Raw genomic sequence first — 21,922 nt, forward strand, 5'->3', positions numbered from 1 at the left:
GTTATAAGGTCTGGGGGATTTTTTTATGACAGAGAATGGATTCAAGCTGATCAACTGCCGCGTCAACTGTAGAGTCATTGGTGACCACAGCCGTGGGAAGTCCGACAGTTGTTGATGTGGTGCAGCGGGCATTGAGCCGTGCGTTTTGCTGCAGACGGTGTGTAATTTCTTCTGCGCTTTCCCGTTCCCGTTTGTACAGCCGTTCTGCAATAATTTCTTCAGGGGCGGTTATGAGGATCGGTTGCAGGGCAGGATAGACGTCCCTTGCCTGAGGCAGATATGCGCGTGATCCATTGATAAGTACAGACAGTTCCTGTCCAAGCCAGTTGTTTATTTCAATGCCGATACCGTAGTTGCGGTCATGGCTGTGCCAGTGCAGAGCAAAGCTGTTGGCAAGCAGTCTGTTATGAAATTCTTTTGCAGTAAGGGCGACATGGTTTTCGCCGTGCGCAGTTGCGGGACGGGTTATGTACCTGTGCGCAACTATAACGGGTTTATCTTCCAGCCGCGCTCTCAATGCATTGAGAATGGTGTCTTTTCCTACGCCGGAAGGTCCCATAAGGTAAAAAAGCGTTCCTGCCATATTATTCCTCGTTAGTGCCGGTTAACGGGATACGGGTTACTTCAACAAACGGTGTTTTCCGGTTCGGCTGCATATACACTGTGAGCTCCTGCACCGGAACCTGTTCGTTAAGAAATGGTGAGAGAATGGCTTCAAGCTTATCTTTGTATGAACGTCGTACTCGATCATCAATCTTTCCTGTCAATGTCATGTGGAATCGGTACTCCTCCATAACGAATGGATAACCGAATCTTCGCAGTAGACGCTCCTGCCTTTCAGAAAGCTTTTTTTCCATATGACGTTGTTTGTCAAAATTGGACAGTGGGGCACGGAGGTTATCAAGTTTGCGCATGCAGTCGGAATGGAGTTTGTGCAGCTCTGGATAGCTGGAAGTGGGCGTCAGTGCCAAAAAGCCGCCGAAGCAGCGTACAGAGAAGCTCGGAAACGAAAATGGGGCGTGTGAAGAACAAACTCTATGGACTTTCCGTATGAACATTTCGGGCGTGATGCCATCTGCAAGTTCGAACGGGGCACGTATTGTGCCGTGGAATCCGTACCATCTGGGAGATTCAATAATCTGGTAGTATTCCTGTTTGAAAAAGCCTTCAGGTATCTGTTCTGGAATTTTTCCGAATTGAACTGGAGTGCGCCCCAGCCAGTGTGTTCCTGCAGATTCTAAACGTGAATTACGCGGTGGAGTATAGTAGAGTGCGTAACGGGGAGTCATTGCAATATCCTCGTATGGCTATCCACCTACCGCATAAAGCGGATAGGTGAATAGCGAGCGTGTTTTTATAACAGGCGTCTGCCGCCGCGCCACACCGTGCGGACAACAGGGACAGAGTCAATAGAAGCAACACATACAATATCAGCACGTTTTTCCACAACAAGTTCGCCTCTGTCATCCAGATTAAGAAGACGAGCCGGATTGCTTGTGACAGTTGCAAGTGCGTTATGCAGTGGGATGTCCAGTGTTTCATGCAGCATGAACGCACCGTGCAGCAGGCTTGCCGGAACATAATCTGAGGAAAGAATATCGAGTAGCCCTTCTGAGGCAAGCTCACGTGCAGATACGTTACCGGAATGGGAACCGCCGCGGACGACATTTGGAGCACCCATCACAATTCCCAGTCCTTCTTCACGTGCCTTGCGAGCAGCTTCAAGAGTTGTGGGAAATTCAGATATGGTCAGCCCTTCGCGCACTGCTTCTTCTACATGCTCAAGAGTTGTGTCATCATGACTGGCAATCGGGATATTGCGGCGGTGACACAGTGCAAGAATGAGAGCACGGTTTTTGGCTGCATTGGTTTCTTGTTCATCCTTAAGTTTAGTGACCAGAGTTTTAAACTCTTCATCACTCCAGTCCAGACACTTGTAGTATTCTCGGTACTTGTCGTAATCGCAGAACTGGCGTTGCCCCGGAGTGTGATCCATAAGCGAAACCAGACGTAAGTTTTCTTCGTCTATATATGGTTCCAGCATTTCCATCACATGGGGATCACAAATTTCACAACGTAAATGTAGTTGATGATCTGCTCTGAGCACATTTTTTTTGCGGGCATCACGAATGGCAGAGATAGACATATCAAGAAGGGTATGTCGCATTTTGCCTTCGTTCAATTGTCCGCAGCAAATAGAATCGAGTACGGTTGTGATACCGGAGCCTACAACTTGTGTGTCGTGCGCTACCAGAGCAGCAAGGGGAGAAGGCCATAGTACGCCGGGGCGGGGTTGGAATTGGGTTTCCAGATGATCAGTGTGCATCTCGATCAAACCGGGAATGAGATAATCCCCCTGCACATCGCGGACAAGGCTTCTGCCACATTCGCATGTACGCCCGACGTTGGTTTTTCCTTCATCTATTGCAACAATAGTTTCGTCTTGAACAACGACGGTGCCAAAGATAGTTCCCTGTGGGGTAACCACGTTGGCATTAGTAAAAATCACTTCTTGTGTCATGCAGCGTTCTCCATAGATTGCATGTCAATAACACGGTCCGCTACAGCCTCGCGTACTTCATCGTCGTGGAAAATACCCACCACTGCAGTACCCTTGGCTTTTGCTTCGTGAATTAAGTCTACGACTATTTGTCTGTTTATAGCATCAAGTGATGCAGTAGGTTCATCCAGTAAGAGGACAGGGTAATCCACCGCAAATCCTCGTGCGATGTTTACGCGTTGCTGTTCCCCACCTGAAAAGGTTGCAGGTGCAAGGTTCCATAACCTTTCGGGAATGTTCAGTCTGTGGAGTAAGGTACGCGCTTTTTCCAGTGCTTCTTCTGTATTTCCTGTAAGCTCCTTGCGTGCTTCTGCAACAATATTGAGTGCGGAAACCCTTGGGATTACTTGCAGGAACTGACTTACATATCCGACAGTATGCTTGCGTACTTCCAGTATCTTCCGTGGTGGAGCAGAAACAATATCGATCATATTTTCGCCATGGCGGATAGCAATGGCACCGGCGGTAGGCTTGTAGTTGGCATACAGAGAGCGAAGCAGAGTGGATTTTCCCGCACCGGATTGTCCGTATAACGCTATGCATTCTCCAGCGTGAACTTGAAGAGACAGATTATTGAAAACAGAAATGGTGGTTCCGTTCTGGTTATGTAATATGAAATTTTTACTAACTTTTTGGACGTCTATCATGACATTCATACGTCATTTCCTCGTGTTTTATGTCGAACAGTTCACAACGTATCTACGGTTGTGGACAAATTAAACTTGAAGGATGGAAGAAACCAGAAGCTGTGTGTATTCGTGGTGCGGGTCATCAAGCACCTGATCCGTCAAACCGGACTCCACAACAACGCCGCCTTTCATAACCATGAGTCTGTGAGCGAGAATGCGCGCTACAGCAAGGTCGTGGGTTACAATGACCACTGCAAGACCCATATCCGCGACCAGTTCGCGCAGAAGATCAAGCAAACGTGCCTGTACTGATACATCCAGCCCTCCTGTCGGTTCATCCATAAAGATGAGACGGGGGTTGGACACTAAATTACGGGCTATTTGCAGACGCTGCTGCATTCCGCCGGAAAAGGTACGGGGCAGGTCATCCATTCTCTCCTGCATAATTTCAACACGTTCAAGCCATGAGGACGCCTTGGAGCGGATATTTCCATAGTGGCGCATTCCCACACCCATGAGGCGTTCACCGATGTTGGCTCCCGCACTTACATTATTCCGCAGGCCGTCGCGCGGGTTCTGGTGTACGTATCCCCATTCTGTACGCATGAGCATGCGGCGCAGGTGCTCTGGAGCTGCATGGATATCGCAACGTTCTTTGGATTGCTGCTGGTAGGTAACTGTCCCATATGTGGGGCTGAGTCTTCCAGATATGCAGTTCAGCAACGTGGATTTTCCTGAACCGGATTCGCCGACAATCCCGATGATTTCACCGGGGTAAAGGTCGAATGAAACATTCAGGCAACCGGCTCTGTCACCATAATATTTGCTGAGTCCTGCAACACTGAGTAACGGCTGTTCTTCAGCACTTCCGAATTCCGGATTAACGCTCGTGACAGATGATGGAGAGGCATTGTCAGCAGGTGCTGGCTGTGGAACATCCTGGATATTATGCATTTGCTACCTCTACAGAGTTTACTTCAGGAGTATCTGACTGCTGTTCAGACATTGCTCCTGTATGACCTGCTTCCAGCCGTTTTCGGCAGTAGTCACTGTCAGAGCAGACAAACATTCTGTTTCCTTCGTTATCAAGAATGATTTCATCAAGGTAACTTTCGTCTGAACCGCACAGGCTGCAGACCTCTTCCCATGACTGAACAGTAAACGGGTGATCTTCAAAATCCAGACTATGTACTTTGGTATACGGCGGGATTGCATAGATACGTTGTTCACGTCCTGCTCCGAATACTTGCAGTGCCGGACAATTATCCATTTTGGGGTTATCAAACTTTGGAATCGGCGACGGGCTCATGATGTAGCGGTCAGCAATTTGCACCGGATAATCAAAGCTTGTGGCAATATGACCATGGTGGGCAATATCTTCGTACAGTTTTACATGCATGACACCGTACTCTTCATGCGCGTGCATTTTACGCGTTTCGGTTTCACGAGGTTCCATCCAGCGCAGTGGTTCAGGAATAGGTACTTGATATACCAGAATATGGTCTTTAGACAGTGTCTCCTCAGGAATGCGGTGACGGGTTTGGATAAGCGTTGCTTCCTGCGTATTTTCGGTAGTGCTCACGCCCGTCGTACGTTGAAAGAAACTACGGATAGAAACTGCGTTCGTAGTGTCATCAGCACCTTGGTCAGTTACTTTTAAAATATCCTGCTGACCGATGATAGAAGCTGTAAGCTGGATTCCGCCTGTGCCCCAACCATATGGCATAGGCATTTCTCTGCTGGCAAAAGGCACTTGATACCCAGGAATAGCAATAGCTTTCAGCGTTGCTCTGCGCACCATCCGTTTGGTTTGTTCGTCAAGGAACGCAAAGTTGTATCCGTGCTCAAGCAATGCTTCGTCAGGTTGTCCTTGTCTGGAATCTTGCCCAATTGTTGTATGTGTCATTATGCAAATCCTTTAGGGGCATTATTTGCTACTTCATCAGGAGTGGAGGCTGACTGTTCCATTGCTTCTCTACGTGCTTTGCTTTGTTCCCAGTTGCTGCGCAGTCTGCGAAGAATGTCCAGTTCACTCTGAAAATCAACATGGTGCGGCAGTTTTAAGTGCTCAACAAAACCCGTTGCTTCAATATTATCACTGTGCATAAGAACAAATTCTTCGTCCTGAGCGGGGGCAATAATATCTTCTTTCAACTCTTTGCAGCGTAATGCTCTGTCGACCAACGCAATGGAGATGGCTTTTCGTTCGCCACTGCCGAAGGTGATGCCGTAGCCGCGGGAGAATTGTGGCGGTGTATCTTCTGACCCATCGTAAATGGAAACAATTTCACTTTCGGTAACTGTGATATTGCCGATGCAGATAGGGAATCCCAGCTCTTCTGGAATAATTTCTACTGCGACATCCCCTGTGCGAATTTCTCCCGCAAACGGGTGCCCGCCTGAGTTTTTGAATCCGCGCTGGGTTGAATATCCCATTGCCAGTATGAACCCTTCATCGGCTCTGGTGAGTTTTTGTAAACGAATGTCGCGGCTTGCAGGAAGTTCCAGTGGCTCTCGCGTAATATCTCCCACAGAAGAAGCATTTGGTTCTCCAGCGCCTTCCACCAGACCGTCATTTTGAAGAAAGTCCAGAATACGGGGGAGTTCTTCGTCAGGGGCGCGTTGGAGATCTTCAGCGCTGGGGGCTGGGTAGGTCTTTGTTTCTGTGGTATCCGCAAGGCTGAAATCCAGTAGCCTGTGGGTATAGTCAAAGGTCGGGCCGAGCATTTGTCCGCCCGGCATGTCTTTGAATGCTGCTGAGATTCGGCGTGTAACTGCTATTTTTGAAGTGTTCAGGGGAATAGAATTGCAAAAGCGCGGTAGTGTTGTCCTGTAGGCTCGTAACAGGAATATGGCTTCAATGCTGTCACCGCGGGATTGTTTTAGCGCAAGTGCAGCAAGGTCGGGATCATACAAGGAGCCTTCTGTCATAACTCTGTCTACAGCCAGACGCATTTGTTCTCGTATCTGCGCTACAGAGAGTTCGGGAAAATCTGTGTTCCCGCGTCGTTCAGAAGCAAGATACTGATGGGCGTTGGCAATGGCCTTTTCGCCTCCCTTAACAGCTACATACATGGTTCCTGTCTCCTGATAGTTGTTGTGCGCGGGATACATACAACTCCGTCAGGAGCTGCAAGAATAGTATCAAACCCTTGCGGGAAGAGCGTTGTATTTACAGACTGGGCATCATGAAAAGAAGCATGCAGGCCGGATACATGAATCGTTGCGGTGGAGGCTATGCCCGGGCCGCTAAGCGTGAGTATCTCTCCTTGAGTAACAGAGGCGACCTGAATAATCAGCGTGGTGGATTTGTCGGGATACTCAGATGTTCCAATGGCAAACTCATTCAGATCAGGCAGTCTGGTTCCATCCGCAATAAAAGCAAATGCTGCCTCCGCAGGCTGTTCTGTCACCGGACAGCCGCAATGGAACTTCAGCCATTGTACAAGAGACGGTTCCGGTTGCTGCAACCATGTAGCAGTGTCGTTATCCAGCAGAGTGAGCATGATGGATGCGGTTACTGTGTTACAGAATTCTGGTGTGCAGGGAAAAACTACAGGATCTGAAGCAAGGCAGATGTTGCCCGGACGAGCCATGGCGTTAAGGATAACCCGATACCATTGCTGGCTGTCATTGACGGGATTTTGAAATCCGGAAACAAGTTGCAGGTCAGTCATGTTAGTCCTCCCCGCGAACCATTGTGAAGAAGTCTACCTTGGTGGATGCAACATGTTCTGCTTTTGTCTGCTGCTTTTGCGTAAGAGCTTTTTCCATAGGCTCAATAACGGATTTGGACAGCTGATCGTTATATGCAGGTTGTTGTAACAGCCCGTCAAAGACTGCTGCCAGTTCTGCGTGTTTTTTATCCCTTCCGGCAATGTAGGCATGACCTACTGTTCCATTAATATTTACTGCACATCGTGTAAGGGTGATTTCCCCCATGCTGAACGCGTTACCGCTTCCATTGGTGCGTGCTTGTACCATTACCAGCCCTGTTTCAGGCTGGCGAAGAAATGTGTACTCCGGTTGTTCCGGAAGGGTTGCCCATGCTGTCTCGATAGCAGCAAATGGAGTGCGGGCAAGGATGTTCATCCAGTGTTGCCTGTGTTCTGTGGATATTTGAGTCATGGTAATTCCAAAAGAATTTAAGTTGTCTAGATAACTAAACAAGTTGTTGTAACAAAAATGCCATACATTTTCCTTAGTTGCAGTGTAGTATTGCGACTTTGCGCAACAAAACTGCAAAAGGAGAAGTAGTGGTGAAACAGTCTGTAAAAATGGGGGGAGGCCAAAAACTTGTTAGGGCTAAAGGAGTTACACTCTGGCATCAGATTCAATCTGTGCTCGAAAAGGAGTTGTATGAGGGGGCGTATCCTGCTGGAGAAAAGCTTCCCACCGAAAAACAGTTGGCAGACAGGTTTAATGTAAACCGCCACACCGTCCGTCAGGCTCTGGCTGAACTGGTTCGTAAGGAACTGATCACAGTAGAGCAGGGGCGCGGTGCGTTTGCACGCAGAGATAAGCTTGAGTATTTGCTTGCCCGCCGTGTCCGTTTTCGTGAAAACCTGTTGAGGCAAAGCAAGGTACCCAGCGAAGAGTTGCTGGAGAGCGATGTTGTCTCTGCTGACAGTACCTGTGCCAAAGCGTTGTGCCTCCGTCCGACTGCTGCTGTTGTCCGGCTGCGTTCTTTGGGGCATGCGGATGATCATCCGCTCTGTTGCACGACGCAGTTTTTCCCGCAGGAACGTTTTCCGGACTTTGCACGAATCTATGCGCAAACTCGCTCTGTCACAGCTACTTTTTCTGTCCTCGGGGTTTCCGATTATGTTCGGAAATCCACCAGAATAATGGCTAGAGTAGCTGATTCTGAGGAGGCGCGGCTTCTTAAGCTCGGACGCAACAGCCCTGTTATGGTTGTAGAGTCCGTTAATGTTGATAGTGATGGGACTCCTGTTGAATACGGCAGTTGCGTTTGGGCTGCTGACCGTATCCAATTTGTTGTTGATGCTGAGTAGCATGGCGATCACCGTAGCTTCTGGCTGAAATGTGTTTATACAAACTTCTGGCGGATTGTTCCGCACAGGTAGTCAATGATGGTGACCATAAGAATTACCAGAATCATCATGGTGCAGACTTCTCTGTACAGGTAGCCGTTCAGCTTATCGAAAATTAAGAAGCCCAGACCGCCAGCACCGACAAAGCCGAGAATCGTTGCACTGCGAACATTGGTTTCAAAGCGCAGCAGGCTATAGCTGGCAATAAGGGGCATAATCTGCGGCAGGACTGAAAAGGCAATTGCCTGAACAGAGCTGGCACCGCTTGCTTCTACTGCTTCAACTTGTCCCGGTTCAATGGCCTCGATTCCTTCGCTGAAGACTTTGCCGAGAATACCGAAAGAATGAATGGCAAGTGCCAGTACTCCAGCATATGGGCCAAGGCCGATAACGGCGACAAAAATGAGCGCCATAACAAACTCGTTAAACCCGCGGCAGAAATCCAGTAAACGTCGCATGGAGAATTGGATTGTCCTGCGCAGTTTTTTACGCATGGGTGAGCTGCCGGGAATCATAAGTTTCAGCGTATTGCGGGCTGCAAACATTGAGGCGGGAATGGATGCGACAAACGCAAGCAGAGTCCCCCACACCGCAATGGCAAGTGTTTCAATAAGAGCTTTTGTGTACTGGAGCAGAGGGCCTGTACGCATTTCCGGAGGAAAAAATCCGCCGCGTTTTTCATCAATAACGCGTTCGTATTCCTCGTTGATGATCTGCTGTTTTGTTACAGGATCCATTGTTGCCAGACGTTTTTCCGCCAGTTCATTCCCCTTGCGGGTCATTTCTGTAAAATCCATGTTTCCGGAGGCTTTCATTTGATTGCGGACTTCGGTCATGGCTTCCTGACGAATAATAATGGCTGGCAGGCGTGCAGCCTGTTCAAGAGCTGCCGTCTTATCGCTTTCAGTCACGGAGTGCCCGAAAAGGTACTCAGCAGCATTCTGTCTTTTTTCATACAATTTGATGGGGTCGATTCCGCACCATATGTAGGTGATGACAAGCACTGCCACTGCCAGCATGCTCAGAGTTCCGAGAAGAACCCTCTGACTGAGGGTCCGTCTCGGAGTGAGCTGATCAAGAGTTAAATCTGTCATTCTCATCCTCTATAGAGTGGGTAGGCTATTTCGCTGCAAGTTCTTTTTTAAGACGTTTGAGGTAGCGTACAATGTCGTAGCTGGTGTCGTCAGTGAACTGGTAGCCGCCGTTCTGCAGTTTTTCGATGCCTGCTTTATCTGCGTTGAACATGAGCATAGCGCCTGCAAAAGCAGCTTTGAGGCTCTGAGGAAGGTCACGACGTGCAGCCATTGGTGCACCCGGAATAAGTTCGGAGCGCCAGAGGATGCGGAAGTCATTCATAGAAACCTGACCTTTTTCAATCATGCGGTCGAGGTCGATGTTGTTTGTGGCAGCTACTTCAACACCTTTATTTTTTACAGAAAGAATGGAAGCACCGTGGGAGCCGGAGAATTTAACTTGTTTGAAGAATTTTTCAGGCTTTACGTTCATATCACGTGCAAACAGAACGTTAGGTACAAGGTAACCGGATGTTGAGTTAGGGTCTGTGAAAGCAAAAACACGGCCCTTGATGTCAGCAAGTTTCTGCATGTCAGAATCTTTGCGAACAATGATGATGCCTGTGTACCCTGGCTGTCCTTGCTTGTTCAGCTCCATTACCAGAGCTTGAGCACCTGCTTTTTCCGCAGCTTCTGTGTAGCTTTTAGGGCCGAAGTACGCAAAATCGATATGCTTGTGAGCCATTGCGGTAATGATGCCTGCGTAGTCGGAAGCACTGAATGCTTCAACTTCCACACCAAGCATTTCGTGAAGGTGTTTTGTCAGCGGTGCAAAACGTTTTTTAATATCTGCATTGCCTTCAGTCGGGATAAATCCGATGCGGATTTTAGAAGGCCATGCCTCGTTACCGGAAGCAGCAAAAGCAGGTGCTGCTAATGATACAAACATACAAGCAGCAATGGCGCATACAATTAAACGACGAAACATAGTTATTCTCCAAGTGTTATAGGGATACAAACAATGTCAGGTTTACAATAAGGGCTAGGCGCACTCAGCGAACCCGCCCGAAGCTTCATTTATTCGTGCCCCGTAGATTTCTGTGATCATTTCATCTGTAAGGGCGGACGGGGAAACATCGTGAATCACTTCACCGTGGCGCATACCCACAATGCGTTTGCCGTAGCGGGTGGCAAAATCAATGTGGTGAAGGTTTACAAGTACTGGAATATTACGTGTTTCATGGATTTCCATAAGCGTATCCATGACAACTTCAGCACTGTGTGGATCAAGGCTTGCGATGGGTTCATCAGCAAGAAAAATTTCAGGTTCCTGTGCAAGGGCGCGGGCAATGGCTACACGCTGCTGCTGCCCGCCGGAAAGCGTATCAGCACGCTGGAATGCCAGATGTGCAATGCCCACCTGCTGCAAGCATTCGAATGCAGCCTCTTTTTCATCTTTACTGAAGTGGCGGATGATGGAGCAGCAGTGACTGTAGAATGAGCTGTTGAAACGAAGACGACCAACGAGAACATTCTCAAGAACAGTAAGTCGACGTACGAGGTGAAACTGCTGAAAGATCATCCCTACTTTCTGGCGAACCTGTCTAATCTGTTTTCCAGAGACCGCTGTGATATCTGTACCGAATAATTCAAGCGTACCGGAAGTTGGGCGGATAAGCCTGTTGATGCAGCGCAGTAAGGACGATTTTCCTGCACCGGATGAGCCGATAATGGAGACGAACTCATTGGGGGCAATGGTGAGTGAAACATTGGAAACCGCCCGTGTTCCGTTTGGGTACACTTTGCTGAGTGCTGTTGTACGGATTGCAGGAAGTTGTTTTTGTATGTTTGCCTGAGTCAGTTTTTGCATGGAACATTACCTCGTGAACTGTTCAAAAACGTGTTTCTTGTTTTGATGTGTAAGGTTCTACGGGGGGAATGTGTATGCTCTGTTACGCTGATATTGCAGGGTGTTGACTGTAGATTATAAACTATACAACCAGATGAACTGGTCTAGTTGCTGAGCGTATCTGGCTGGATGGAAAGTGTTTTTGCTGACGCAGAAAAATGCGCTGAAGGCGGAAGGCTGGGGTAACCGAGGGGCTTCATAACATCAGCGTAACAAATGAGGTGTGGAGATTGTTTCCAGCACTTTGTCATGCAAATGATACTGTCATGAAATGCACTGGGTACATCGACTGAGTACTTTATAGCCTGAAATAGTTTGAAATCCGTGATTCAGAGAACCAAAGGAGTTAATATGAAACATGGAGCAATGAGGGCAGGTACAGTTGTTTGTTATTTGATGTTGATTGCCATTCTTGCAGGGAGCGTTTTGGAAGGAGCTGCCGGCGATACTAGCAAAAAGTATTCGTTGCAGCTTGTAGGGAAGGAAGGAGTTCGTCTGGAATATGATGTGCTGCGCAGCGATATTCTAGATGCACAGAACCCTGATGCGACCTTGGAGATTCGCAATGGTGGTTACGGGTCTGCAATGACAGCACACCCTTTTGAGGTAAATCAGTTTTACGCTCTTACAGATCGCGGACCTAATGCTAAATTTACTAAGGGTAACTATGGAAAAGGAAAGGTTTTTCCAACTCCGGATTACACTCCACGCATAGGTCTTTTTGAAGTGAGGCGCGATGGACGTGTCAGTTTGATAAGAGAAATCTTACTTCGTCGTCCTGATGGTAGCCGTATAACTGGTCTCCCAAACTCTTCAGGAATTGGGGGAACTGGTGAAACTCCGTATCATTGTGATGGTAGCCCTATTTTACGGGATGGGAGCAGACCATATAATAATGATGCGATGTCACCGGAGTATAACCCGTTCCGGCTTGATGATTACGGGTTGGATACAGAAGGACTTGTAGCATTATCAGACGGAACGTTCTGGGTGAGTGATGAGTACGGTCCGCACCTTGTTCATTTTGCTGATAACGGCAGAGAGATTGAACGCATTAATCCTTTCAATACTGACTCTCGGGTCGCACACACGTTACCGGCAGAGTTTGCTAACCGGCGACCTAACAGAGGGATGGAAGGGTTGGCAGTAACACCAGATGAAAAAACGCTGGTCGGCATTATGCAATCTACTATGTACAATCCTTCAAAAAGGGTGAAAAAACTTGATGTGACGAGGATTGTGACAATTAACCTTGAGTCAGGGCAGGTGCGGCAATACCTCTACAGGCAAGATAAACCGCAGAATGCGAATTCTGAAATTGTGGCCATGTCGTCCACAAAATTTCTTGTGATTGAGCGCGACGGGAAGTTTCTTTCTAAAGACTCTGCTGCACAAAAAAAGGTTTATCAAATTGATCTGGCAACCGGTACTGACCTTGAATCGCTATATGGTAACGGGCTGACGCAGGATGCGAAGCTCGGGCTTATGGTTCAAGGAAAAACAGTTGAAGAGACTGTGTTGGAAAAAGGATGGAACGGACTTGCTGATGCGGGGATTGTTCCTGTGTCCAAAAAGCTTGCTGTTGATATGGTACAGGCAGTTTCATACCCGCATGATAAGATGGAAGGACTGTGGCTGATTGACGAAAAAACGCTTGGTGTACTGAATGATGATGATTTTGCTGTGTGGTCAACGGGCGGGAAGTTGCATCGCAAGATGCTGAATAGCAGAGAGCGGGATGCAAATACGTTGTATGTGGTAAGAATGGATAATCTGTAAGATACTCCAATAGAAAAAGGCAGGCCCCTAGCGACCTGCCTTTCAGGGGATGGCCGGAGTACAGCGTAGTCAATACTGTACTGCGGAATTATGGTTACCCCCCATATCCCCCCGGACCCCTACATCCAGGAATGTGTTAGGCGTAGAGGCTGATGCTTATAATGAGGCGGGGTAGCTTCCATATCATAAGCATCAGCTCCAAACTATTTTTTGTATATTTTTATGTAGTAGTCGGCTGCAACGGTTGGTGGCTCGTAGCCGGAGCCATTGAATACTCGTTTTACACGAACATTGTAACCACGGTAGAAGTCTTCACCGTCTACATGGTAGACACCGCGTCCGTTTGCGATTTTGTATAACGGAACTCCAAGACCGTTCTTTTGTACGTTCCAGCTATCGTCACGTAACCCGACGTAGATGAGTTCCATTTTACGCTGCTTTGCATTCTTTTCTGCAGCACGTTCCATGGCACTTGTTTGATAAGGGAATACTGATTCGTCAAACTCGCGTTCGTCTTTTGCTGCTTCAAGAGCGTCCTGCTGCTTTTTCTGGAACGCAGCAATTTGTGCAATCATGTCATCTGGGAACGGAATATTGATCCATTTGTACATAGCTTTGCACTGATCAATAACTTCCCACTGTCCTAAGTAATCGGACTTGAACATACTAGCCATGTCACTTTCATGAATTACACCATTTTCACGAAGTTTGGTGTTTGCGTGGGTAAGGTTTTCCAGAATAGCATTAAGTTCAAGAGCAACAGTCGCCTTTACAAGCTCGTTGCGGTATTTCACACGATTTTCTACCAGATCGACAATTTCTTTGACAACCAAGTCATCGAATTTGGTTTCAGGTTTGTTCTGGATAAAATCTTTAAATTTGCCCAGACAATCCTGATGGAACCCGTCAAGAACAGAGAAGCCTTCTTTAAATGGTTTCAACTGATCTATTCTCAGAGAGCTTTTACCGATTTTCGCTTTATGCAGCTGGTTGATGTAGTATTCTAAGCTTCTGAGATCTGTGCTGAAGTTCAGCCTATCCATGGTTAACTTATTGTCGCGCTCAATTGCTGCTTTTCGATCAGCAACTTGTTTGTTTGCTACAGAAAACATTTCATCGAATTCTTTTTTGTTTTCTACAACGGAAGGATGATTGATGTAAGCTGGGTTAATTTTAGCATACAGTTTTTTTGCCTGATCGAGAGGGCGCTGGCATACACGGTAATCTTTCTCTCCAAAGAACCTGCGTGCTTCAGAAACCTTTCCGGCAAAACGCTCTGCATATCTTTTGGCTTTTTTCAAGTCCTTGGAGCTCAACCCATATGTTTCGTTGCTGCCTTGGGCCGACGCGTCAGACCCAGCTTTTTTAGAAACTGTAACTGTTGCGCCTGTTTTTTTGATGAGTTCTTCATACGTAGCGTGAGCAGAGGTAACTTCAGGAGCCGATTTATGGCTTTCAGGAATATCAGCATAGATTGCTGCGGCTTTTTCAAGGAAGCGTTTGCAGTTTTTAGTATCGCGACGTGAAAGGTATTTTTGTGCCTCGTTTACCTTCTTCTCGTAGGTTGCGATAGTTTTTGCGACTACCTGAACTTGTTGTTGTATAACGAGCTGTTTTTTCAACTCGGTGAAGCGTTCCTTATCTTGGATAACTTGAGCAGTTTTCTGGTAAGGACTAATAATTTTTGCGTGAATTTTTTCAGCGTCTTTGAGCCTTTTGTCCGCCATTTTCAGATTGTTCTTTGCTAAAAAATCTTTAGCTTGATCAATTTTGACGGTGTATTTTTTGGCGTATTTTTCTGCTTTGGCGATGTCTGATTTTTTAAGACCGGACAAATCCTGAGCAAAAGCAGATGAGCAGGGGATTGCACTACACAAGAGCATAGCGCAGCAAAGGATGGTAAAAAATCGTTTCATAGTAATTTCTCAACTCATTAGATCAAGGAAAGAGTGGGGGACGTTCCTGCCTTGATATGTTTTCAAAGTTCATCAATGTGAGTGCGGTGATGAAATCTCTGTTCTATTTTTTAAGCTTGGAGAGAGTGGATTTTCCTTTTTTGGCGCTCTTCAAGCTTTTTTTGCCTTGCTTCAGTTTGTTGTTTTTTACCAGCTTGCCGGTTTTACCTGCTTTTAGAGACTTGGATGTCGCAGATTTACCAGATTTAGACAGGTCAAATGCAAAAGCAGATGAACAAGCCATAGCGCTGGTGAGCAGCATGGCGCAAAGCGTAATAGATAGGAGTTTTTTCATAGTAATTTCTCAACTTTGTTAGGGGAATAACGTAAATGCTGGGGCTATGTACCCTGAGCAAAGCGAAAAATACTACCTTGGGAGGGAGAAAAACTATTGTGAGAAGGAGAAATCTAACGTGTTACCGTTTTCGATATTCTGCAGGAGTATGCCCAAACTTCTTTTTGTAGGCTGCAGAAAACGCGCTTGGATTGGAATATCCAACGTGAAGGGCTGCTTCAGTAACGTTCATGGTTCTGAGGGTGAGCATTTTTTGCGCGGTTTCCATGCGGTAGTTTCGAAGGTAGCCATAGACGGTTTCTCCGAAATACTGTTTGAATCCGCGTTTTAGTTTGAATTCGTTGATGCCGGACTTCTTTGCCAGTTCTTGAATGGAAGGAGGAGTTGCCATTTGGGAAATCAAAATATCCCGAGCCATGCCCAATGCAGCGATGTCGGTAACGGATAACTGAGATGAGCCGGCTTTTGAAAAAGGAGTACCAAAGTCTTCTGTGCTTGTGGCAATAAGCTCAAGAAAGTGGGATTCGAGCCGTACCCAGTCCCATTGGTTTCGGGTAGGCAGGCTAAGTAACGAGCGCAGAACATGCAGGTTGGCAGAGGAAGCTTTTTGCGGAGCACTGACCATATCATCCTGCGTGCCTGTCAGTATGTTCATGAGGTTGTTTTCAGATAGTTCTTTGAGGTCAGGAGAGGAGGCAAACATGTCGTTTTTAATAAACATGTAGACCATGTTTGACCATGTGCCCGCACGAAGGCGGGAAGCACAGTTCTCTTCGGGTTTATTTCCCCAGAAAATCTGATTTACATCATGATCAAGTGCAGATTGTGAGTCCAGTAACTCACTTTGGGTCTGACCTTGAAGTGTAAATGCGCCGAATGTGGATTCAGGCGGAAGAGCACTGTCGTACACCACATGCAGGTCTTCATGAGGACAGATACATCTATTAATAATCTTAACTTTGTTTCCCAGATTGATGGAATAGGTCCATCCCTTTCCCAGTGATTCGGGAACTGGAACTTTATTTGTATACGTATCTGAGTGAATCTCTAAATTTAGATTAGCAAGATAGGTCTCAACAAGGTGTTGTGTGCTGGATGTCTGTGTCATCGGTACGTGCTACTATGAAAAAATGATGTCGTTTCCCCCCGACTTATTTGCCCACATAAGCCCCCGTAGCCTCCCTATAAATAGAGGAATAGTAAGTCAATAGATAAAAAGTTTGATATACTAGGTTATTATGCCTAGGAGGAGAGTCGTTTTTTTATGGAAGAAGGGGAGAGTGAAGCTGGCTCAAGTCAGGGGCTTTCTGTGTTGCGGCGGTCTGCAGTGCTGGCAGAAATTTTGAAATATTATTTGAGTAATTATTTATTTTTTCGGTAGATAGCTGGTGATACGCCGAATTTTTTTTTGAACGCTGCCGTAAATGCACTTGGGTTTGAATATCCGACGTGGAGAGCGGCTTCTGTGATATTCATGTGTTTTTTGGCAATTAATGTTGCTGCTGTACTAAGCCGGTAGTCCCGCAAGTACCCATACACTGTTTCACCAAAATACAGTTTGAAGCCCCGCTTCAGTTTGAATTCATTGATTCCTATCTGCCTTGCGAGTTCCTGTATGGATGGCGGTGTTACCATTTGCGCAATAAGAATGTCTCTTGCACAGTCCAATGCACTGATATCTTGTGGAGAAAGTGTTGTAGATGGTTTCTGTAAAACGGTAGCTCCATACTCTTCAGCACTGTTAGCAAGGACACTGAGAAGGGTAGACTCCAGACGTAACCAACTTTCGTGGCTGTCCAGTGTCATATTCAACAGGCCATGAATGAGCCGGGTCGTTGAAAAGGACGTTTTTTGTGAAGGACTGACTATCCCTTTCTTTCCTCCAGTAAAGTAAGCCATGAGACCTTTTTCAGATAACTCATCCTGCTCTGGAGAGTAGGAAAATATATCTTTCTTTACAAACAGGTGTACCATGTTTGTATATATTCCTGCCGGAAAATAGGACGCACAGTATTCTTCCGGTTTGTCTCCCCAAAAAGTAGTGCTCTCTTCGTGGCGAAGATTAGATTTAGAGCTCAATAAGTCACTGCGGTAGGCTCCCTGCAGTGTAAATGCACCTATGGGAGCGTTGCAGGGCAGATGATTGTCATATCTGACATAGAGATCTTCGTTGGGACAAATGCAGCGGTTGAGGATCTTCATTTTTCCGCCCAGGTCAATAGAATATGTCCACCCTTTCCCCAGTGCTTTAGGTAAGAGCAATTTTGTAGTGCGTGATTCAGAAGCAATAGTCAGTTCCAGATTGGAAAGGTATTCTTCAATAAGTTTATATTTGGTTTGGTTCATTTGCATAGTGGTAAACAATGTTCGCTTTATGGATAACCCACTATAAGTACAAAATATGAAAGTCAATACTACATATTTTTGACAGTGAAGAAGATAAGCAGGGCCGCGCATTAGCGAGTGCTGACTTTAGTGGTCAGGATTGTAGGAACTATTTCTTATACTATAATTTGTTCACAAAAAGGCACACAGGGAGGGGAGCCCTGTGTGCCGATGCGAGCTTATAGCTCAGAGGGATAATGGGGTGAGGGTTAATTGTTCATGTACGTTGCCACAATAATTATCTAGCTCGGGGTAACAAGAGAATTAATGGTTCGTACTACAGCATCTTCACCTTTTGTTGCGTAAATTTCGTATACAGACATGATGGTTGCCTGTGAGAAAATATAGTTACGAAACTTGTTAAACGCTGCTGTGTCAGTTTCGTTAATATTGTAGTGCTTCGCTGCAACATGTTTGACAAGAGGGATAGTCCACTTGGCAGCAGGTACGGTGAGCACCCAGTCATGGTCGCCCAAATGACAGACAAATCCTTCCTGCCTGCGAGGCAGAGGCAGGGTTTTGCCGCCTTTTTCAAGCAAGCCGTGTTTAACCGGATCCACTCCGGCAAGGATAGCTGCTGCAGTCAGCCAGCCAACAACTTTGGCTTCATCTTCCGGTGTACGCGGATGGTTATGAGCACATGCTTGTGCAACACATACTTCTGCAGGCAGGCCGCGATGGATTGACTCTGCAACGCCTAGAACGTGGTGTTCGCCTGTTCCAGCAAGTTTGTTCTCGGTTCGTGAGGCACCGTCTTTCTGCCATTGGAAAACCCACGGTTTTTGCATGTCGTGTAGCAGTTGTGAGGCGATGACAGTGTCTTTATCAAGGAGATAGTCATACACTCCGAGATAGCCGTCTGCTACGGACATGGAAACTCGTACATTGAGATCTGTGTGTGTTGCCAGCCCACCTGGATAGGAATGGTGGCTCTGGTAGCCGCTGCCCGGTGCAGAGTAAAATGGCTGAGGGGCACGGAAGGCAGAATGGAGAGGGGGGAGAAAGTCGGTAAGGTTTGTGTTGTTGATATACCCTTTCGCCTTGAGTTCCTGATAAATTTCTTTTCGCTCGTCTGTTTTGATTCTGCTCATGAAACTTGGTGCAGGGTTATCAAGAATCTGCAGAACACTTTTGCGCACAGACGGGTTGCGAATAGTTGCGGCATGATCAAGCAGGTTGTGCCATGCAGTCATGACAGCGCCGGACGCTTCAGCCATTTCCTTTGGAGACATTGCTGTAATGCGTTGAACACTGGCTGGAGTATAGCCAGCTTTTGCAGATCGTGAATTGAACACAACAGCAGCACCTGCAGCCGCCACACCAAGTTTTAAAAAATCTCTACGCTCTACGTTTGCCATTGGGATCTCCTCATGGAATAGCTGGTAAATGAAAGTTGAGGGAAGATACCGTCAGGCAATGTGTATAGTGTTACGAAGTTTTAGTAATTTTTTTAAGATACTATGACAAAAGTGTGCTGCATTTGCTCTCTGTTATGTTTGATCTGCTTTCAGCGGCAGATGTCTATCGTATGCACCTTCGGATGAGTTTTTCAAGTTCCACAACAACGATAACTGTTGAGGCAACCCCCAGACAAAGAATCCAATCATCACTGGTTAATGGTCTGGTTCTGAATATCCATGCCAGAGAGGATGCATAGACCACAGTGATCTGTGCGCTGACGGCAAGAATCATACTTACCAGCAGGAAGTGGTTGGAGAACGGATTGATCGTAAAGATGGATGCCCGCTCTGCTCGGGAGTTAATTGCCTGGAAGAACTGAAAGAAAACCATGGTAGTCATGGCAAGGGTTCGGGCTTTCTCCAGATCAACCCCTTGATCCAGAGCAGTGCTGAAAACAGCATAGACACCAATGGCAATGCAGAAACTGACAATGACTGTGCGTTGGAGCAGTAGAGAGTTTATGATGCCTTCACTTGGAGGACGCGGCGAGCGTTGGGTAACATCTGGCTCTCCGGGTTCAAAGGCGAACGCAACGTCCTGCAGGCCATTTGTTACAAGGTTGATCCACAATAGTTGTGCAGCCACAAACGGAATAGGTAGGCCGGACATCATCGTGAATAGAATCGACCATACAGCTGCAAGTCCTGTCGGAAGGAGGAAAAAGATAGCCTTACGCAGGTTGTCAAAAACAATACGGCCTTCCCGAACTGCATGGAATATACTGGAGAAGTTGTCATCAATCAGAACCATATCCGAGGATTCACGCGCGACATCTGTTCCACCTTTGCCCATGGAGACACCAATGTGAGCAGTCTGCAAGGCAGGAGCATCATTCACGCCGTCTCCTGTTACTGCAACAATCTCTCCCTGTTCTTTTAGCGTGTTAATGATGCGGAATTTATCATCCGGTGCAATTCTGGCAAAAACAGACTCCTGCTGAATAATTTCAGCAAATTCATCATCGTCCATCTTCGCAAGGCGGGTTCCGGTAATAGCTCCGTTTTCCGTGGCTGTGATCCCGAGCATACGGGCGATGGCTGAAGCTGTGTCTGCATGGTCTCCGGTAATCATAACAACACGGATACCTGCAGACTGGCAGTTGGTAACAGCTTCAATGGCTTCCGGTCGTGGCGGATCCATCATCCCTTGTAGGCCGACAAACTTCAAACCGCTCATAACGTCACTGTCAGTGATAGCAGTTGTTTCCGGCGGCATCTCTTTAACCGCAAAAGCAAGAACTCGCAGACCTTCTGCAGCCATATCGTGTGCTTGGGTGTGGAGCAGGCTTATGTCTACACCTTCGCAGTGGGCTTCACTGCAGCTGGCCATCAGTCTGTCATGCCCGCCTTTCACAAACATAATCTTTTTGCCTGCATGTTCATGTAATGTGGCCATATACCCTCTGTCGGATTCAAAGGGCAGAATGGCAATTTCAGGCCATACATGGGCTTCGTTCAGGGTGAGGCCAGCCTTCAGGGCAGAAACAATCAGAGCCCCTTCTGTAGGATCTCCTTCAACTTCCCAGCTTTCGTTTTCGTGCACAAGACGGGATTCGTTGCATAGCAGACCAATGCGTAGCAAATGGCGCAAGGAGTCTGTCAGATGGGCTTCTTCATCCGTTGCTGTTTTGAATTCGCCTTCAGGAATATAGCCTGTGCCGGTAACGGTTACTTCGTCCTTGCCGTCAAACAGCTTTGTGACTGTCATGCGGTTAACGGTCAGGGTACCAGTTTTATCAGAACAAATAACCGTGGTGCTGCCTAATGTTTCAACGGCTGAGAGTTTTCTGATGACAGCATTATATGATGCCATGCGCTTAACCCCTACAGCCATGGCAATGGTTACGACAATAGGCAGGCCTTCTGGGACGGTTGCAACAGAAACAGCAACTGCTGTTAAAAACATGTTTTTAATGCTTTCCCCAAGAATAAGACCAAGCACAAAAAGCATGGAAGCGGCACCAAGCACGAGTACGCCGATTGCTTTTGCCAGTCGCTCAATCTTTTCTTGAATAGGGGCGGCGACTTTGCCGATGGAGCGGATATCCCGTGCGATACCACCGAGCATAGTATGGAGGCCGATATCGGTAACAACACCTTTACCGCGTCCGTTTACAACGATTGTGCCCATGAATGCCATATTACGTTGATCACCGGGGGAAAGGTCGTCTTCTTCGATAAGGTGGGAGCATTTTCCTGAAGGAAGTGATTCCCCAGTGAGCATGGATTCATCAATACGTAGTTCGTTTTCTTCAATAAGGCGGATGTCTGCGGGAACCATCGCACCGGAAAAGAGCATGACAATGTCGCCGGGTTGCAGCGTTCTGCTGTCAACTTCCATTTCTTTTCCGTCACGCATGACCAGTGCTTTGGGGGTCACCATTTTCTGGAGGGAGCGGACGCTTTTTTCAGCTTTGGATTCTTGTATGAACCCTATGAGACCGTTCAGTACAACAACAGCGCCGATAACGCCTGAGTCTATGAATTCACCCAGCATGATCGTTACAGCTGCAGCAATCAGCAGTATGACTACTAAGGGGCTTGTGAGCTGATGGAGAAGGATAGCCAGATAGTTTACGGCGTCTTCATCGCCGACAACGTTGTCGCCGTATTTGGCTTGGCGTTCTGCTACCTGTTCCCGAGATAATCCTGCGCTATTTGTATCAAGTTCAGTGAAAATAGTTTCTTCATTTTTCTGATACCACTGCATTGCAACCCTCCTTCATGGCCATTCTTTGTAATATCAGAAAATAGGGCTTCTGTGAAAAGAACAGGCAGTTTGCGTAAGTATTTTTTAAAGAACAGGCTGCCCATACTTGCCACGTATACCTGTAAGCACGGTGTAATCCTTCCGATACCATGCTTTTATCTTCTCGTATGAAT

At 47.0% G+C, this 21,922-nt stretch carries 20 protein-coding genes; 2 read left to right on the top strand and 18 right to left on the bottom strand.

The window, feature by feature from the left end; all coding sequences use genetic code 11:
• Position 1 precedes the first annotated feature (1 nt).
• From phnN to phnG, 9 genes are all read right to left on the bottom strand, one after another.
• Positions 2 to 583, bottom strand: coding sequence for a phosphonate metabolism protein/1,5-bisphosphokinase (PRPP-forming) PhnN (gene phnN, locus SP90_RS07025; RefSeq protein ID WP_066853981.1), 582 nt, complete (start codon positions 581 to 583; stop codon positions 2 to 4).
• A 1-nt stretch (position 584) separates the two neighbouring features.
• Complete coding sequence (locus SP90_RS07030) at positions 585 to 1,289, bottom strand: DUF1045 domain-containing protein (RefSeq protein ID WP_066853984.1); 705 nt, start codon at positions 1,287 to 1,289, stop codon at positions 585 to 587.
• Between the two features lie 65 nt (positions 1,290 to 1,354).
• On the bottom strand, positions 1,355 to 2,521 hold the full coding sequence (locus SP90_RS07035; RefSeq protein ID WP_066853986.1) for an alpha-D-ribose 1-methylphosphonate 5-triphosphate diphosphatase: 1,167 nt from the start codon (positions 2,519 to 2,521) through the stop codon (positions 1,355 to 1,357).
• Positions 2,518 to 3,216 carry a phosphonate C-P lyase system protein PhnL gene (gene phnL, locus SP90_RS07040; RefSeq protein WP_231895542.1) on the bottom strand — a complete coding sequence of 233 codons (699 nt, stop codon included), beginning with the start codon at positions 3,214 to 3,216 and terminating at the stop codon, positions 2,518 to 2,520. The genes SP90_RS07035 and phnL overlap by 4 nt, the downstream gene beginning before the upstream one ends.
• A gap of 60 nt (positions 3,217 to 3,276) precedes the next feature.
• The gene (gene phnK, locus SP90_RS07045) at positions 3,277 to 4,143 is read right to left on the bottom strand and encodes a phosphonate C-P lyase system protein PhnK (RefSeq protein WP_082936332.1); all 867 of its coding nucleotides are present in this window, start codon (positions 4,141 to 4,143) and stop codon (positions 3,277 to 3,279) included.
• Positions 4,136 to 5,095 carry an alpha-D-ribose 1-methylphosphonate 5-phosphate C-P-lyase PhnJ gene (locus SP90_RS07050; RefSeq protein WP_082936333.1) on the bottom strand — a complete coding sequence of 320 codons (960 nt, stop codon included), beginning with the start codon at positions 5,093 to 5,095 and terminating at the stop codon, positions 4,136 to 4,138. Before SP90_RS07050 ends, phnK begins: the two co-directional genes overlap by 8 nt.
• Positions 5,095 to 6,264, bottom strand: a complete 1,170-nt coding sequence (locus SP90_RS07055) for a carbon-phosphorus lyase complex subunit PhnI (protein WP_066853988.1) — start codon at positions 6,262 to 6,264, stop codon at positions 5,095 to 5,097. The genes SP90_RS07050 and SP90_RS07055 overlap by 1 nt, the downstream gene beginning before the upstream one ends.
• Positions 6,255 to 6,866 carry a phosphonate C-P lyase system protein PhnH gene (gene phnH, locus SP90_RS07060; protein WP_066853990.1) on the bottom strand — a complete coding sequence of 204 codons (612 nt, stop codon included), beginning with the start codon at positions 6,864 to 6,866 and terminating at the stop codon, positions 6,255 to 6,257. Before phnH ends, SP90_RS07055 begins: the two co-directional genes overlap by 10 nt.
• 1 nt (position 6,867) lies before the next feature.
• Entirely contained in the window at positions 6,868 to 7,317 is a 450-nt protein-coding gene (gene phnG / locus SP90_RS07065) for a phosphonate C-P lyase system protein PhnG (protein WP_066853992.1), read from the bottom strand.
• A gap of 128 nt (positions 7,318 to 7,445) precedes the next feature.
• Between phnG and phnF the strand changes: the two genes are divergently transcribed.
• Positions 7,446 to 8,204 carry a phosphonate metabolism transcriptional regulator PhnF gene (gene phnF / locus SP90_RS07070; protein WP_231895543.1) on the top strand — a complete coding sequence of 253 codons (759 nt, stop codon included), beginning with the start codon at positions 7,446 to 7,448 and terminating at the stop codon, positions 8,202 to 8,204.
• A gap of 35 nt (positions 8,205 to 8,239) precedes the next feature.
• Here phnF and phnE read toward each other — a convergent pair whose 3' ends face one another.
• From phnE to phnC, 3 genes are read right to left on the bottom strand one after another with little or no spacing between them, the layout of a single operon-like run.
• Positions 8,240 to 9,337 (bottom strand): phosphonate ABC transporter, permease protein PhnE, encoded by a 1,098-nt coding sequence (gene phnE, locus SP90_RS07075; RefSeq protein ID WP_066853994.1) that lies wholly within the window; start codon positions 9,335 to 9,337, stop codon positions 8,240 to 8,242.
• A 25-nt stretch (positions 9,338 to 9,362) separates the two neighbouring features.
• The gene (phnD, locus tag SP90_RS07080; RefSeq protein WP_066853996.1) at positions 9,363 to 10,244 is read right to left on the bottom strand and encodes a phosphonate ABC transporter substrate-binding protein; all 882 of its coding nucleotides are present in this window, start codon (positions 10,242 to 10,244) and stop codon (positions 9,363 to 9,365) included.
• Between the two features lie 54 nt (positions 10,245 to 10,298).
• Positions 10,299 to 11,126: a phosphonate ABC transporter ATP-binding protein gene (gene phnC / locus SP90_RS07085; RefSeq protein ID WP_066853998.1), complete on the bottom strand. Its 828-nt coding sequence runs from the start codon at positions 11,124 to 11,126 to the stop codon at positions 10,299 to 10,301.
• Between the two features lie 390 nt (positions 11,127 to 11,516).
• Between phnC and SP90_RS07090 the strand changes: the two genes are divergently transcribed.
• A complete protein-coding gene (locus SP90_RS07090; protein WP_197498774.1) occupies positions 11,517 to 12,944 on the top strand; it encodes an esterase-like activity of phytase family protein in 1,428 nt (475 codons plus the stop codon).
• A gap of 203 nt (positions 12,945 to 13,147) precedes the next feature.
• Here the strand turns inward: SP90_RS07090 and SP90_RS07095 are convergent, their stop codons facing one another.
• The 6 genes from SP90_RS07095 to SP90_RS07120 all read right to left on the bottom strand — a co-directional run bounded on the left by SP90_RS07095 (position 13,148) and on the right by SP90_RS07120 (position 21,749).
• The gene (locus SP90_RS07095) at positions 13,148 to 14,860 is read right to left on the bottom strand and encodes a tetratricopeptide repeat protein (protein WP_066854000.1); all 1,713 of its coding nucleotides are present in this window, start codon (positions 14,858 to 14,860) and stop codon (positions 13,148 to 13,150) included.
• A 103-nt stretch (positions 14,861 to 14,963) separates the two neighbouring features.
• The gene (locus SP90_RS07100) at positions 14,964 to 15,194 is read right to left on the bottom strand and encodes a hypothetical protein (RefSeq protein ID WP_066854002.1); all 231 of its coding nucleotides are present in this window, start codon (positions 15,192 to 15,194) and stop codon (positions 14,964 to 14,966) included.
• Between the two features lie 121 nt (positions 15,195 to 15,315).
• A complete protein-coding gene (locus SP90_RS07105) occupies positions 15,316 to 16,302 on the bottom strand; it encodes a helix-turn-helix domain-containing protein (RefSeq protein ID WP_066854004.1) in 987 nt (328 codons plus the stop codon).
• Positions 16,303 to 16,556: 254 nt separating this feature from the next.
• Entirely contained in the window at positions 16,557 to 17,540 is a 984-nt protein-coding gene (locus SP90_RS07110; RefSeq protein WP_197498775.1) for a helix-turn-helix domain-containing protein, read from the bottom strand.
• Between the two features lie 281 nt (positions 17,541 to 17,821).
• Positions 17,822 to 18,937, bottom strand: a complete 1,116-nt coding sequence (locus SP90_RS07115; protein ID WP_066854009.1) for a twin-arginine translocation signal domain-containing protein — start codon at positions 18,935 to 18,937, stop codon at positions 17,822 to 17,824.
• 163 nt (positions 18,938 to 19,100) lie between these two features.
• Positions 19,101 to 21,749, bottom strand: a complete 2,649-nt coding sequence (locus tag SP90_RS07120; RefSeq protein ID WP_066854011.1) for a cation-translocating P-type ATPase — start codon at positions 21,747 to 21,749, stop codon at positions 19,101 to 19,103.
• Between the last annotated feature and the right edge of the window lie 173 nt (positions 21,750 to 21,922).

Source organism: Halodesulfovibrio spirochaetisodalis (genome assembly GCF_001672295.1).
GTDB lineage: Bacteria > Desulfobacterota > Desulfovibrionia > Desulfovibrionales > Desulfovibrionaceae > Halodesulfovibrio > Halodesulfovibrio spirochaetisodalis.